Source organism: Kaistella sp. (genome assembly GCF_049588135.1).
In the GTDB taxonomy this organism is placed as follows: Bacteria; Bacteroidota; Bacteroidia; order Flavobacteriales; family Weeksellaceae; genus Kaistella.
On the sequence record NZ_JBAVFG010000182.1, the window covers coordinates 1 to 14,385 of the forward strand.

Annotated in this window: 18 protein-coding genes and 1 pseudogene; 18 read left to right on the forward strand and 1 reads right to left on the reverse strand. The window is 34.4% G+C overall.

Annotation, left to right across the window (positions count from 1 at the left end; translation table 11 throughout):
* Window positions 1–89 precede the first annotated feature (89 nt).
* The 16 genes from paaB (at window position 90) to guaB (ending at window position 11,853) form a co-directional block, all read left to right on the forward strand.
* The gene (gene paaB / locus WBY99_RS10140) at window positions 90–371 is read left to right on the forward strand and encodes a 1,2-phenylacetyl-CoA epoxidase subunit PaaB (RefSeq protein WP_423976214.1); all 282 of its coding nucleotides are present in this window, start codon (window positions 90–92) and stop codon (window positions 369–371) included.
* 82 nt (window positions 372–453) lie between these two features.
* Complete coding sequence (gene paaC, locus WBY99_RS10145; protein WP_423976215.1) at window positions 454–1,203, forward strand: 1,2-phenylacetyl-CoA epoxidase subunit PaaC; 750 nt, start codon at window positions 454–456, stop codon at window positions 1,201–1,203.
* A 221-nt stretch (window positions 1,204–1,424) separates the two neighbouring features.
* The gene (paaD, locus tag WBY99_RS10150) at window positions 1,425–1,889 is read left to right on the forward strand and encodes a 1,2-phenylacetyl-CoA epoxidase subunit PaaD (protein ID WP_423976216.1); all 465 of its coding nucleotides are present in this window, start codon (window positions 1,425–1,427) and stop codon (window positions 1,887–1,889) included.
* A 167-nt stretch (window positions 1,890–2,056) separates the two neighbouring features.
* Window positions 2,057–2,854, forward strand: coding sequence for an enoyl-CoA hydratase-related protein (locus tag WBY99_RS10155; protein ID WP_423976217.1), 798 nt, complete (start codon window positions 2,057–2,059; stop codon window positions 2,852–2,854).
* A 198-nt stretch (window positions 2,855–3,052) separates the two neighbouring features.
* A complete protein-coding gene (locus WBY99_RS10160; RefSeq protein ID WP_423976218.1) occupies window positions 3,053–3,850 on the forward strand; it encodes a GLPGLI family protein in 798 nt (265 codons plus the stop codon).
* Window positions 3,847–4,983, forward strand: coding sequence for a 3-hydroxyacyl-CoA dehydrogenase NAD-binding domain-containing protein (locus WBY99_RS10165; protein WP_423976219.1), 1,137 nt, complete (start codon window positions 3,847–3,849; stop codon window positions 4,981–4,983). The genes WBY99_RS10160 and WBY99_RS10165 overlap by 4 nt, the downstream gene beginning before the upstream one ends.
* 83 nt (window positions 4,984–5,066) lie before the next feature.
* Window positions 5,067–5,495 (forward strand): hypothetical protein, encoded by a 429-nt coding sequence (locus tag WBY99_RS10170; protein WP_423976220.1) that lies wholly within the window; start codon window positions 5,067–5,069, stop codon window positions 5,493–5,495.
* A gap of 42 nt (window positions 5,496–5,537) precedes the next feature.
* Window positions 5,538–5,951 carry a PaaI family thioesterase gene (locus tag WBY99_RS10175; RefSeq protein WP_423976221.1) on the forward strand — a complete coding sequence of 138 codons (414 nt, stop codon included), beginning with the start codon at window positions 5,538–5,540 and terminating at the stop codon, window positions 5,949–5,951.
* 76 nt (window positions 5,952–6,027) lie between these two features.
* Entirely contained in the window at window positions 6,028–6,321 is a 294-nt protein-coding gene (locus WBY99_RS10180) for a type II toxin-antitoxin system HigB family toxin (RefSeq protein WP_423976222.1), read from the forward strand.
* Between the two features lie 5 nt (window positions 6,322–6,326).
* Window positions 6,327–6,683 carry a helix-turn-helix domain-containing protein gene (locus tag WBY99_RS10185; RefSeq protein ID WP_423976223.1) on the forward strand — a complete coding sequence of 119 codons (357 nt, stop codon included), beginning with the start codon at window positions 6,327–6,329 and terminating at the stop codon, window positions 6,681–6,683.
* Window positions 6,684–6,716: 33 nt separating this feature from the next.
* Window positions 6,717–7,067, forward strand: coding sequence for a hypothetical protein (locus WBY99_RS10190; RefSeq protein ID WP_423976224.1), 351 nt, complete (start codon window positions 6,717–6,719; stop codon window positions 7,065–7,067).
* Window positions 7,068–7,181: 114 nt separating this feature from the next.
* The gene (locus WBY99_RS10195; protein WP_423976225.1) at window positions 7,182–7,694 is read left to right on the forward strand and encodes an RNA polymerase sigma factor; all 513 of its coding nucleotides are present in this window, start codon (window positions 7,182–7,184) and stop codon (window positions 7,692–7,694) included.
* A gap of 11 nt (window positions 7,695–7,705) precedes the next feature.
* Window positions 7,706–8,371 (forward strand): hypothetical protein, encoded by a 666-nt coding sequence (locus WBY99_RS10200; RefSeq protein WP_423976226.1) that lies wholly within the window; start codon window positions 7,706–7,708, stop codon window positions 8,369–8,371.
* Between the two features lie 11 nt (window positions 8,372–8,382).
* Window positions 8,383–9,630 carry a DUF4252 domain-containing protein gene (locus WBY99_RS10205; RefSeq protein ID WP_423976227.1) on the forward strand — a complete coding sequence of 416 codons (1,248 nt, stop codon included), beginning with the start codon at window positions 8,383–8,385 and terminating at the stop codon, window positions 9,628–9,630.
* A gap of 4 nt (window positions 9,631–9,634) precedes the next feature.
* A complete protein-coding gene (locus WBY99_RS10210; protein WP_423976228.1) occupies window positions 9,635–10,159 on the forward strand; it encodes a DUF4252 domain-containing protein in 525 nt (174 codons plus the stop codon).
* A gap of 233 nt (window positions 10,160–10,392) precedes the next feature.
* Window positions 10,393–11,853 carry an IMP dehydrogenase gene (gene guaB, locus WBY99_RS10215; RefSeq protein WP_423976229.1) on the forward strand — a complete coding sequence of 487 codons (1,461 nt, stop codon included), beginning with the start codon at window positions 10,393–10,395 and terminating at the stop codon, window positions 11,851–11,853.
* A gap of 254 nt (window positions 11,854–12,107) precedes the next feature.
* On the opposite strand, the pseudogene WBY99_RS10220 reads toward guaB, so the two are convergent.
* Window positions 12,108–12,422, reverse strand: a pseudogene (locus tag WBY99_RS10220) (transposase); the annotation flags it as partial.
* Window positions 12,423–12,604: 182 nt separating this feature from the next.
* On the opposite strand from WBY99_RS10220, the gene aroC reads away from it, so the two are divergent.
* Window positions 12,605–13,678, forward strand: a complete 1,074-nt coding sequence (gene aroC / locus WBY99_RS10225) for a chorismate synthase (protein WP_423976230.1) — start codon at window positions 12,605–12,607, stop codon at window positions 13,676–13,678.
* Window positions 13,679–13,843: 165 nt separating this feature from the next.
* Window positions 13,844–14,385 (forward strand): thioredoxin family protein (locus WBY99_RS10230; protein WP_423976231.1); only part of this gene is annotated, 542 nt, incomplete at its 3' end.

The window sequence follows — 14,385 nt, forward strand, 5'->3', positions numbered from 1 at the left end:
GATAAATTTTTATGGTAATATGCGAAAAATTTAAAATCTGAAAAAATAATTTAAAATTCTTTATCTTAACGCCTTTAAAATTGAAACCAATGAGCAACTTAGAAATGTGGGAAGTTTTTATCCAAACAAAACCCGGACTTTCCCATAAACACGCAGGAATCGTGCAAGCGGCAACGGCCGAAATGGCACTGCAAAATGCACGCGATGTTTATACAAGAAGAATGGAAGGAACTTCAATTTGGGTCGTTCCGAGTAAATATATAGTGACTTCTGAAGGAATTGATAAAGAAGCATTTTTCGATCCGGCGGACGATAAATTATACCGCCACCCGACTTTTTACGAAATCCCAAATGATGTAAAAAACATGTAAATGCAGGATGATGGATGTAGGATGTCAGATGTTTATGACGCCAATCATCCAACACCTAACATCTAACACCCAACAATAATAAATGAATCCACTTTTTAATTATACTTTAAAACTTGCCGACGACACTTTGATTTTCGGTCAAAGATTGGGCGAATTGTGCGGGCAAGGACCGTATCTGGAAGAAGATATTGCGTTGACCAATATCGCTTTAGACTATCTCGGACAATCGAATAATTTCTATAAATACGCCGCTCAAATTCAAAATGAAGGAAAAACCGAAGACGATTTGGCTTTTCTTCGTTTGGAAAAAGAATACCTGAATTGCCAACTTTCGGAACTTCCAAACGGCGATTATGCGAACACGATTTTGAAAGTTTATTTCTTTGCGGTTTATCAAAAAATTCTTTACACGGAATTAATGAAAAGCAGCGATGAACAACTTTCTGCGATTGCCGAAAAATCTCTGAAAGAAGTAAAATACCATTACACGCACACTTCAACCTGGATCAAAATGTTTGCAGGCGGAACCGAAGAAAGTAAAACCCGCATGAAAAATGCGGTTGAAAATCTTTGGGAATACACCGGCGGAATGTTTGCCGAAACTTTGGGTGAAGAAGATTTGGTGAAATTAGAAATCGTTCCAGACGGAAAACTCATTCACGAATTGTGGACAAAAACCGTAGCCGAAGATTTCCTAAATTTTGGAATAGAAATCCCGGAAAGTGAATTTATGCAAAAAGGATCACGAACCGGTTATCACACAGAATATTTTGGTTTTATTTTGTGTGAATTGCAGTTTATGCAGAGAACGTATCCTAATTGTGCGTGGTAGGTTTTTAATGGGACAATTTATAAATGTACCCGTTTAGCAATTATAAATGTTGCGAAAAAAATTACTGATTTACACCTTTAAATATTATAAATTTAACCATTAAGATTTGATTAAGAGATTAAGTTCATTAAGGTTTTCTTTGGAAATTGTAGCGTAAATTTTTTGGTCTTTTGAAATACTTAAAAAAATAAAACTTTTGTGACTTTTGTGGTTGAAAAAAAATGCAAAACCTTTTAGAAATATTATCCCAAATCCCCGATCCCGAAATTCCCGTTATCAATATCGTGGAACTCGGCATTGTTCGGGATGCAAAAATGATTTCAGACAACGAAGTAGAAATCGTGATTACACCGACGTATTCTGCGTGTCCGGCGATGTTTAATATTGAGGAAGACATTGTAAAACTCTTCAAAGAAAAAGGAATTTCCGCCAAAATTATCACTAAAATTTCTCCCGTTTGGACGACCGATTGGATTACCGATGAAGCCAGAGAAAAACTTCGCATTTACGGAATTACGCCGCCCGAAAAAGGAAATCACGAAGATCATTTGAATGTTCCGAAAAAATGCCCAAGATGCGGTTCTTACAACACCAGACAGATCAGCCGTTTCGGTTCTACGCTTTGCAAAGCAAGTTACCAATGCAACGATTGTCTGGAACCTTTCGATTATTTTAAATGTCATTAATTCAATTTGAAAATGAGTGAATTTGAGGATCTGAAAATCTGCTGATTTGCGAATAAATGAAATTTCCAAATTGACACATTCTCAAATTTTCAAATTATAAATTTTATCTTTGTGAAAACGCATCATTTTCAAATTTAACTCATTGTCAAATTTTCAAATTAAAAACTATGTACACTCAACTCGAAATAGAAACGCTTCTCGATGGGAAACTTCAAATTGCATATCTCAATGACGAAAAAACTTTTAACAGTTTAAATAAAACCTTACTTTCTGAATTGAGAACTTTTGTTCATGATGGAAGTCGCGACGAAAAAGTTCGTTGTCTTGCCATTTCTGGACGTGGAAAAGCGTTCTGTTCCGGGCAGAATTTGAAAGATGCCATGTCTTTCAACGATCCCGAAGAAGAAAGAGTTATCCAACGAATGGTGATCGATTATTATAATCCTTTGGTGAAAGAAATTGCAAACGCCAGAAAACCAGTTGTTTCTTTGGTCAATGGTCCTGCTGTTGGAGCTGGTGCAATGTTAGCTTTGATTTGCGACATCGCTTTGGCGACTGAATCTTCTTATTTTTCCCAAGCTTTTGTGAACATTGGTTTAATTCCCGATACTGGCGGAACCTACTGGTTGCCAAAACTTTTAGGAAGACAACAAGCGAATTATTTGGCATTTACAGGAAAAAAACTTTCCGCAGTGGAAGCGAAAAATTTAGGTTTAATTGCTGATGTTTTCGAAGACGAAAATTTCATGGTGAATGCCATGGGAATTTTAGAACAAATTTCGAATTTACCTACGAAAGCAATTGCATTGACTAAAAAAGCATTCAACGAATCGTATGAAAACAGCTTATCCAAACAATTAGATATTGAAGGAATTCTTCAGCAAGAAGCCGCAGAATCAGAAGATTTCATGGAAGGAGTTACTGCATTTCTGGAAAAAAGAAAACCAGAATACAAAGGGAAATAGCACATTGTAGAAGGTCGGGTGTAAAAAGTAATTAAATACTTTCTACATCCGACGTTTTACCTTTTACAAAAAAGAAAAATGAAGAAATGTTTCCTGATTTAAAAGCAATTCAACTGATACTCCCAAAAATAATTTCAAGTTCAAAATCTTCACTAGCACATTAATAAATTTTCAAATTGTATGAAAAAATTAAATATAATGTTATTTATTTTAATAGTAAATTTCACTTTTGCACAAACAAAACAGTTCATTTACGATTATATTTTGGTACCTGATTCTACGCAAAAAGCAGTTAATTTCTCGGCAATAATGGCTCTAAATATCGATAAAGAAAAGTCTGAATATTTCAATTATGAAAAATTTGTTTCAGATTCTACAATACATGCAGAAATTAAAGATGGTTCCTATTTTCTTAAACCACCCGCTCCACCGCAAAAAAGAAATAAAATGATTACAAGAAGTCGGGTAATTAAAAAAAATAATTCTAATATTATTGAATACATTACACAAATTTCTGAAGATGACTACTTGGTTAATCAAACTATTGATTTAAAATGGAAACTTTATCCAGAATACATCTCTGTTTTAGATTATAAAGCTCAAAAAGCTACGACAGAATTTGGTGGTAGAAAATGGACTGCTTGGTTCACAAAAGACATTCCTTTTCAAGATGGCCCTTACAAATTTAAAGGTTTGCCAGGCTTAATCGTAAAAATAGAAGACGAGTCTAAAAGTCATCAATTTGAATTAAAAGGGATTAAAAATTTGCACGATAGTTTTGTCTACCCAGATAATTCAGATAACGTAAAAATCGCAATACCACATGTGAAATTTGTAAAAGCATTTAAAGAAAATCGAAAATATCCAGCAATCGCTCTAAAGAAGAGATTTCCTAATGTAAAAGATATAGCAATGGTTAAAGATATTGAAAAAAACATACTGGAAGAACTTAAAAAAGACAATAACATCATCGAAATTGATCTAATTAAAAAATGAATAAAATAGGAATTATCGGGTCTGGAACAATGGGAATAGGGATTGCGCAAGTTGCCGCAACTTCTGGTTGTGAGGTTTTTTTGTACGATGCAAATGTTGCGCAAACGGAAAAATCATTAGTAAATCTTAAAAAGGTTCTGGATCGATTGGTAGAAAAACAAAAAATATCTGCAGAAAAAAGTCAGGATATCTTTAATAAAATTAAACCTTGCACCGAACTTAAAGACTTTAAAGATTGCGACTTGGTGATTGAAGCCATCATTGAAAATAAAGAAATTAAAACCAAAGTTTTTCAAAATTTAGAAGAAATTGTTTCTGAAAACTGCGTGATTTCGAGCAATACTTCTTCGATTTCGATCACTTCCCTATCTTCTGAATTAAAAAATCCGGAACGTTTTATTGGGATTCATTTTTTCAATCCTGCACCTTTGATGCCTTTGGTAGAAATCATTCCCGGACTTTTAACGAAAAAAAAATTAGCCCAGGAAATTTATACTATAATGGAAAGTTGGGGCAAAATTCCGGTGATTGCGAAAGATGTTCCCGGATTTATCGTGAACCGAATTGCGCGTCCGTTTTACGGCGAAGCTTTAAGAATTGCCGAAGAAAATATCGCAACTCCCGAACAAATCGATGATGCAATGCGAACGTTGGGGAATTTCAAAATGGGACCGTTTGAATTGATGGATTTGATTGGAATTGATGTGAATTTTTCCGTCACAAAAACCGTTTACACCGATTATTTTTTCGACCCAAAATACAAACCGAGTTTGCTTCAACAAAGAATGAGCGAGGCAAAATTATTGGGTAGAAAAACGGGAAAAGGATTTTATGATTATTCGGAAAACGCAGAAAAACCAGTTCCTCAAAAAAATGATAAATTATATGAAATGATTTTCATGAGAATTATTTCAATGCTCATCAACGAAGCTGTGGAAGCGAAAAGATTACAAATTGCCAGCGATGAAGATTTGGAACTCGCCATGCAAAAAGGCGTGAATTATCCGAAAGGTTTACTCGCGTGGGGAAAAGAAATTGGTTATCAAAAAATCTCGGAAACATTGCAGAATTTTTATGAAGAATATCAGGAAGAACGGTATCGACAAAGCCCGTTGCTTTTCAGAATGCAATAATTTAGCCTAAAATTATGCGATGAAAATTAAGACACATTTTGATGATTTTAGTATTGCCATTTATATTGATATCCTGCAGTAAAATGAGTCCCGCCGGTTTCTGGACTAGTTATCATAAGGATTTAATTTTAACTAAAAATGGCGATCAAGGACCTTGGGGTGGAAACAGAGAAATTTATTTGCAAAGTGAAACTACTAATTATTTTACTGATATAGAATTAATTGAGTTTGCAAAAAAGAATGACTGGATGCTTGTTGATAGCATTTCATTTTCAGCCGACAATTTAATTAATAGCAATCAGATTAAATTGCAAATTGACGACTATTCTCTTTACATTTTGAAAGAAAATATTTTACCCAAATTAAAATCTAATGATAAAAAAGTATTAATTTTTAAAACCACTTGGTTATCCATTGAACCTGGAAATAATCGGGAAACTTTTGAAAATGGTTTCGCAATAATCGATTCACACGGTAAAGAATTGAAAATTTACCATTTTTGGGGTGAATAATATTGATAAATTGTTACATTGATAAATTAGTATATTAAAATTATGACTCCACACGAACTCGCCCAATACATGCTCAATCAAGATCATTTCTCGCAATGGATGGGAATAAAACTGATTGAAATCCGAGAAAAATATTGCTTAATAGAAATGTCCATCAAACAGGAAATGATCAATGGCTTGAAAACCGTTCACGGTGGCGTTACTTTTTCGTTAGCCGAATCGGCGTTGGCTTTTTCGAGCAACAATACCAATGAAGCTTCTGTGGCGCTGCATTGTTCCATGAATTTCACTAAAGCCGTGAGATTAGGCGATACCTTAATTGCAGAAAGCGTTTTAATTTCCGACACGCGAAAAACCGGCGTTTATGATATTTCGATTACGAATCAGCACAAAATTTTGGTCGCAACTTTTCGGGGAACAGTTTATAAAATTGAGAGGAAAGTGACGGATTTGTAAAAACTAATTTTCAAAAAATATTTCACAATTCCCATTTTGGGAATTTTTTATTATATTTGTATCAAATTATTTAGAATTGAGAGTAATAGCTAAAAAAATTCTTCGCGAATTTTGGGAAAAACACAAGGATTGTGAGCAGCAACTTAAATCTTGGTTTAAAGAAGCAAGCATTGCGGAGTGGAAAAATTCCAATGAAATTAAAAGCGAATATCCGAGCGCAAGTGTTTTAAATGATCAACGAATCGTATTTAACATTAAAGGAAATCATTATCGCTTAATTGTGAAACTCAATTATGATTATCAAATGGTTTGGATAAGATTTATTGGAACTCACGCTGAATATGATAAAATTGACGCAAACAAAATTTAAAGAAAATGGAAATTAAACCTATAAAAACCGAGCAAAATTATTCCCAAGCTTTAGAAAGATTGGAGAAAATATTTGACGCAAAAAAAGGAACGAAAGAAGGTGACGAATTGGAAGTTTTGGGAATTCTCATCGAAAAATACGAAGACGAAAACTTCCCTATCGATTTGCCAGATCCTATTGAAGCAATAAAATTCCGAATGGAACAAATGGGTTATTCCCAAAATGATTTGGCAAAAGTGATTGGTTTAAAAAGCAGAGCCAGCGAAATTTTAAATAAAAAAAGAAAACTTTCTTTAGAAATGATTAGAAACCTGCACTCCATTATGAAAATCCCCACTGAAGTATTGATTCAGTCGTATTAATCGTGCAAAAAAACTGAATAATTAATCAAAATAATGTTTAAATTTTTTCAAAATAAAAAACCAAATCAAATAGAGAATCATGCTCTCAAATTGTCATTGGAATTCGGCAAAAATTGGGGAGAATCAATATCTGAAAGATTACTTTTGAAATTTCCAAATCTCTCACAAGAAGAACTTGACTTCTATAATAAATTATCAAAAGAAGTTGAGAATGATTGCTGGAATTGTATTGAGAATGACACTCCTCAAATTAATATTAGTGAACTTTATGAATTACTTAATATAAAAGTTTTTGCTAAATATGATTGGATAAATGAAAGTAATCAAAGAAATATTAAATCTAAATTCTCTTATTATTTTTGGAAAGACGGAAGAATTTCGTAAAATTTACAACAGTATTAGCATCTAAAAAAAACTTCAAAAACAATTTTTGAAGTTTTTTTTATTTTGATGTAATATAATTCCGAAATTAGTTGTCTTACTTATAGAAACAAAACTATGACCCACGAAATTTTTAAAAATACGGTATTCTGTCTCAAGGATGAGATGTATCGTTTTGCGAAAAGATTCGTAATCAGTAGCGACGAAGCCGAAGATGTAGTGCAAGACTTAATGATGAAATTCTGGCAGAAAAAAGAAGAACTTGCCAATTTCGGAAACCTGAAGTCGTATGCCATGAAATCGGTGAAAAATGAATGCTTGAACCGATTGAAACACGAAGACGTGAAAATGGGTTTTGCGGATTTTCAAAAACATAGAAGCGAAATTCATGAAGTGGAATCCAATAATATGAAAGACCAGATTATCGGTTTTATTAATGAACTTCCGGAGAAACAGAAAGCCGTGATTCACCTGAAAGATGTAGAAGATTTTGATGTTGTGGAGATTTCTGAAATTCTGGAAATGGAAGAAAACGCAGTTCGCGTAAATCTAATGCGGGCAAGACAAAAAGTGAAAGAGAAAATCCAAAAATTAATGGATTTTGAAAATAGAATGATTGAAAGTTTATAACAATTATTACAATGAAAAAAGATCAATATCGAGATAAATACAAGGAAATCACCCAAGAACTCAAAGACGAAAAAATAAATTGGGATTTTGAAGATTTCTTGGAGAAAACAAAACAGGAAGAGAAAATAATTCCTTTAGTTCCTAAGACAAAAGGTGGTTCTCTCCCGAAAACATTCTGGATGGCGGCAAGTGTAATTTTGCTAATATCAATCGGTATTTTCTTTAATTATGAAAACACCATTGATAAACAAAATCAATTGGTACAAAATGAAATCTTAAAACAGAAAGATAGTTTTCAACAAGAATCGCAATTGGCTGTAAATACGATAAATGATTCTTTAAAAATAAAATCCGACAGCATTGTTTCTGACTCCACCAAAGTCGTAGAACAAATTAACGATGCAGATATCATGGAACAAATTATTCCTAAAAGAGGAAGAATCAACAAAAATCCCAGACAACGATATGCGGAAGTTTCCAGTCCGAAAGACAAAGAAAAAACCATTACAAAAACCCCAAAATACGAATCTACCTACGTGATTATCAACGGGCAAAAAATAGATAACGAACAAGAAGCGATTGACTTGACGAAGTATTCCTTCCGAATTTTATCTAAAAACGTATCGAAAACGATGGCTCAAACTGAGGTTATCAAATCCTTTAACAATGATTACTAAAATTTAATATCATGAAAAAATTACTCTTAATATTCGCTCTTTTCTTTTCCCACTTCTTTCAGATTAATGCACAGAAAGATAAACTGGATCAACTTTTTGAAAAGTATCAGGAAACCGATGGCGTGACTTCCATTAAAATTGCGAAACCAATGTTCAATATGCTGAACAAGTTGAATATTGCTGATGATGAATTGGCTCAAATCAAACCGTTATTAAGTAAAATTAACGGACTGAAAATTCTAATTGTAGAAAAACCTGATTCGAACACCAAAACTGGCGGTTTCCAGAAACTACAATCCGACATCGCATCTTCCATCAAAAATATGAAATACGAGGAATTAATCACGGTGAACAGCAAAGACAACAAAATAAAATTTCTGTCTTCCGATGCAACCAACGGTATTCTAGACAATCTTTTGCTCAATATTAGCGCCGATGGAAATACCATCTTAATGATGCTCGACGGAAAAATTTCGATGGATGATGTGAACAACCTCATCAATGAAGCCGAAAAATCAACGACAAAGAGTTCAGTTACGACAGAAAATAAAACTTCATCGGGAATTACACAAGTTCGTAACATTGGCAAGTTTTCCGGCGTTTCGGTTTCCAGCGGAATTAAAGTAAATTTCACTCAGGGAAACAACCAATCGGTGATTGTAGAAACTGATCAAAATATGCAACAATACATTTCTACTGAAGTTGAAAATGGAATTCTGGTGATTAAAGTTCTAAATAAAGAGAAAAAGAATTTGAATTTCAAAAAACTATTAGTGACGATAGAAGCACCAAAACTTTCATCGGTAAAAGTTTCATCGGGATCTTTGCTTACGACTTTAAATACCATTAATGAAAATGATTTTCAAGCAGAAATTTCTTCGGGAGCGAATCTGAATGCGGATTTGAATATCAAGAACAAAACAATTGTTGATATCAGTTCAGGTTCTTCATTGAAAATTGATGTAAAAACCAAAACTCTTGAATTCGAAGGAAGTAGTGGTTCTTCTGCTACGCTCGTAGGAAGTGCAGAAAATGTAATGGCAAACCTTTCTAGCGCAGCATCTTGTAATGCGCAAGATCTAATTTCAAAAAATGGAACAGCAAGGGCTTCATCTGGAGCAACGCTTAAAATAAATAGTACAGAAAGTTTAAATGCGGCAGCAAGTTCTGGAGCCTCAATTCGATATAAAGGAAACCCAATAATCAACACCACTGATTCGAAATCAACAAGTGGCGGAACCGTAAAACCTTTAAATTAAAATCATGAAAAAATTATTGTATCTCTTTGGATTTGCTTTGCTGATATTCTCCACGCAATCTTGTATCGTCTCTCAAAAACCGAATATGGGATTTTTCGACAATCCTTATTATGATTACAAAGACGCTAAATTCACCAGTATTAATGTCCCGATGTTTCTAGCAAAACCTATTGTTAAAAAAGCATTGCGGGAAGATGGCGAAAGCAGAGAACTCATCAACCTCATCAAAAAAGTTTCTAACATTAAAGTAATGACTATCGAAAATGGACATTCAGAAATGGTCTCCGATTTTGCTAAATATTTAAAAAAAGACAATTTCGAAGAATGGATGACGGTAAGGAAAGAAAAAGAAACAGTCAACTTTCAGGCAAAACAAAAAGGTGAAGAGATCAAACGATTGATGATCACCATTGCTTCGGGAAGCGAACTGGTTTTGGTTGATGTTTCGGGAAAATTCACCACCGATGATATTTCGAGAATCATCAATTATTCTGAAAAAAATGATGTAAAAAAAATTGTTTACAAATAAATTTCATTAAAAATAGCCGCAGATTTTTCTGTGGTTATTTTTGTTAGGAGCCAGGAACCCGCTTTCACTACTCGCTTTTTTGCGCCATTGCAAAAGCCTCATAAGCAAAAAGAGCTCAAACATGCCGTTCAATCGGGGCTAGTTACGACCCGATTTTAAATTAATTTTTTATTAACATTAACAAGCATTTTCATCTTTAATTAAAATAACTTAATTTTGCACAGAAAGTAAAGATGTCTATCCACAACAAAATCGTAGAAACTGCCATCACTTTCGATGACGTTCTCTTAATCCCTTCTTATTCAGAAGTCTTACCCAATCAGGTTTCCCTAAAATCACGCCTTTCCGATAAAATCACGCTTAATGTTCCCATCGTTTCCGCAGCAATGGATACGGTAACAGAAGCAGAAATGGCAATTGCTTTGGCAAGAGTTGGCGGTTTAGGATTCATCCATAAAAACATGCCCATTGAAGAGCAGGCAGCACAAGTTTATCGTGTTAAACGTTCGGAAAATGGGATGATTTCCGATCCTGTAACTTTAACCAAAGATCATACTTTAAAATATGCCAAAGATTTAATGGCTGATTATAAAATTTCTGGCTTACCAGTTGTTGACGCTGAAAATACTTTAATTGGAATCATAACTAATCGTGATGTAAAATATCAAGAGAACCTAGAAGAGAAAGTAGAAGAATTGATGACCAAAGAAAAATTAATCACTTCTGATAAATCGACTACCCTAGAACAAGCCAAACAAATCCTGTTAAAAAATCGGGTGGAAAAACTCCCTATCGTTGATGAAAATTTTAAATTGGTAGGTTTAATTACCATTAAAGACATCGATAATCAAATGGAATATCCTAATGCCAACAAAGACAGCAAAGGGAAATTAATCGTAGGTGCCGGAGTTGGAATTGGTGAAGATACCATCGATCGAGTTACCGCTTTGGTAAAAGCTGGAGTTGATATCATCGCAGTAGATTCAGCACATGGACATTCGAAAGGAGTTTTAGATAAAATTACAGAAATCCGTGATAATTTTCCAAATTTAGATATTGTTGGCGGAAATATTGTAACCGCTGAAGCAGCAAAAGATTTAATCGAAGCTGGTGCGAATATCTTAAAAGTGGGTATCGGTCCTGGATCGATTTGTACAACGAGAGTTGTTGCTGGAGTTGGTGTTCCTCAACTTTCTGCAATTTATAATGTCTTCGAATTTGCTAAAACTAAAAACGTTGCCGTTATCGCAGATGGTGGAATCAAACTTTCTGGTGATATTGTAAAGGCTCTTGCTTCTGGCGCAAGCGCTGTAATGTTGGGTTCAATGCTTGCCGGAACTGATGAAGCTCCGGGCGAAGAAATTATTTTCCAAGGAAGAAAATTTAAAGCTTATCAAGGAATGGGTTCATTGTCTGCTATGAGACGTGGCGGAAAAGAAAGATATTTCCAAAGTGAAGCCAAGAAATTTGTTCCGGAAGGAATTGAAGGTCGCGTTCCACACAAAGGAAAATTAGAAGATGTTGTTTTTCAACTAACTGGCGGAATCCGAGCCGGAATGGGATATTGCGGTACAAAAGATATTTCCACTTTACAAAAAGACGGCAAAATGGTCATGATTACCGGAAGCGGATTGAAGGAATCTCATCCTCACGATGTGATTATTACTCAGGAAGCTCCGAATTATTCGTTGTAAAAGCGTCTCAATTATAATAAAAAAGGCTGTCCAAAAAGGGTAGTCATGGTCGGAAGAAATTCCGGCCATTTTTTATGTTTTAAAAACTTCAGCAGGATCACCTCCTGAACAAACTGAATTTCACCAACTTTTTTCCACTCTTTTGATCGATCCCTTCCTTGAACTTTGAACATGCATCCGCTACAATCGTACCGTCTACCCTGTAGACCTTTGAAAGAAAATAATTTCTCTTTGCATTTTTCTACAGAACCCTACCAAACAAAGGTATAATGGTTAAATCTGCTTCTATTTTTGTGCCACCTATCTATTGAATGTCCAGACTGATGTAGCTTATTAAATCATTAATGGTTCTAAAATCCGGAGTAAAATCCCCCGAAACATACATGAAATGAATGTTTTCGGTAAGGGCTCTTGCTATTTTCCAGCACGAGTAAACATTAGATAAATAACTAACTCTAAAACCAGTACCTTTAGCATAATTCTTAGATGATAAGCAGAAGTCCCCCGCCTTTATATAGTTTCATTATATTATAGATATTCAACAAATTAACAACTGAATCAACCATTCGTTTATACAAGAAGATTTAGATGCAGGAATTTTCCCACAACTAAAAGGAAAAAAATTAAAAGATGGATTTCTCTGGAAAAAAATATCAGAAAAAGAAAAACTCAAATCTATTTTAAAAGAAATGCAATAATCAACACATCATCACATCATCACATTACCAAATTATCTCATTAACTTTGCAATATGTTCAATTTAGGAAATTTTCTCACACTCTCTACCTTTGGCGAAAGTCATGGTGCTGCTTATGGCGGAATAATCACCAATTTTCCCGCTGGTTTACAAATTAATTTAGAAGAAGTTCAGCATCAACTCGACCGAAGAAAACCTGGGCAATCTTCCATCGTAACTCAACGAAAAGAAAGCGATACCGTGAAGTTTCTGTCAGGAATTTTTGAAGGAAAAACCTCGGGAACGCCAATCGGATTCACCATCGAAAACGAAAATCAAAAATCAAAAGATTACGATCATATTTCAAAATCCTACCGACCAAGTCACGCCGATTTTACTTACGATCAAAAATTCGGAATTCGAGATTATCGCGGTGGCGGAAAATCTTCTGCTCGCGAAACCGTGAATTGGGTGGTTGCCGGAAGTTTGGCAAAACAAATTCTCCCGAAAAATGTAGAAATCAACGCTTACGTTTCTTCTGTCGGTAAAATTTATTGTAATAAACCTTATCAAGATTTAGATTTTTCTAAAATCGAATCCAATGATGTTCGCTGTCCTGATGCGGAAACCGCTGAAAAAATGATTTCGAAAATTAAAGAAATTAAAAAAGAAGGCAACACCATTGGCGGAACGATTACTTGTGTTATTAAAAATCTTCCCATTGGAATTGGCGAACCTGTTTTCGGGAAATTGCAGGCAGAACTCGCAAAAGCGATGCTCAATATTAATGCGTGCAAAGGTTTCGAATATGGAAGCGGATTTTGTGGGGCGGAAATGACGGGCAAAGATCACAACGATTTATTCAATGAAGATTTTTCTACGAAAACCAATCTTTCAGGCGGAATCCAAGGCGGAATTTCCAACGGAATGGATATTTATTTCCGAGTTGCATTTAAACCAATCGCAACAATTTTACGTCCACAAGACAGCTTTGATTCCGACGGAAATCCAATTATCGTAGAAGGAAAAGGGAGACATGACCCTTGCGTTTTACCAAGAGCCGTTCCTATTGTTGAGAATTTGGCAGCGTTCGTTTTGGCTGATTTATTTTTAATCAATAAACTTCGCAGATATACTGAGCCGTCTTAAATTTTATTTAAAATCCTCAGGATGAACGAATAGGAAAACTTTCGAAAATACACCAACTTACCTTATTTGAAAAAGATAAAAAACAATCGTAAAAACTTGTCGAATGTGATTTAGGTCACCTCATAATAAAAGTATTATCCTGAAATTTGTATCAAATAAAAAAGAATGAAAACAATGATTCAAGAAGCTCAAGCAATTGATAAAAAAGAAGAATTTAAAAACTACTGGCAAAACGCCATCACTTTCGATGAATATCTGAAAATAGCAGAAGAGCGATTCCACAACAATCCTAATAAAAATGATGAATATCAAGAATATTACGAATTGGGATTGCAAAGAACCCATCGAACAATTAAAACGTATAAAGTTGATGCAGAACAACTTCAAAAATTAGAATCAAAAAACTTTAATGGTAAAATTCTAATTATTTCTGAACCTTGGTGTGGGGATGCAAGTGCAACCGTTCCTGCAGTTTCCAAATTTTTCGAAGCCGCCGGAGTTGAAGTTAGAATTTTCCTGAGAGACAGCGATCTTTCATTAATCAATCAATTTCAAACCAATGGTACCCAATCGATTCCAAAAGTAATTATCATGAATGATGATTTTTCTGTAAAAGCAGATTGGGGTCCGCGTCCACAATTCGGAAACGATCTTTTGAAAAAATTCAAAGAAAATCCAGAGACCTATCCGAGAGAAGAATTCTACAA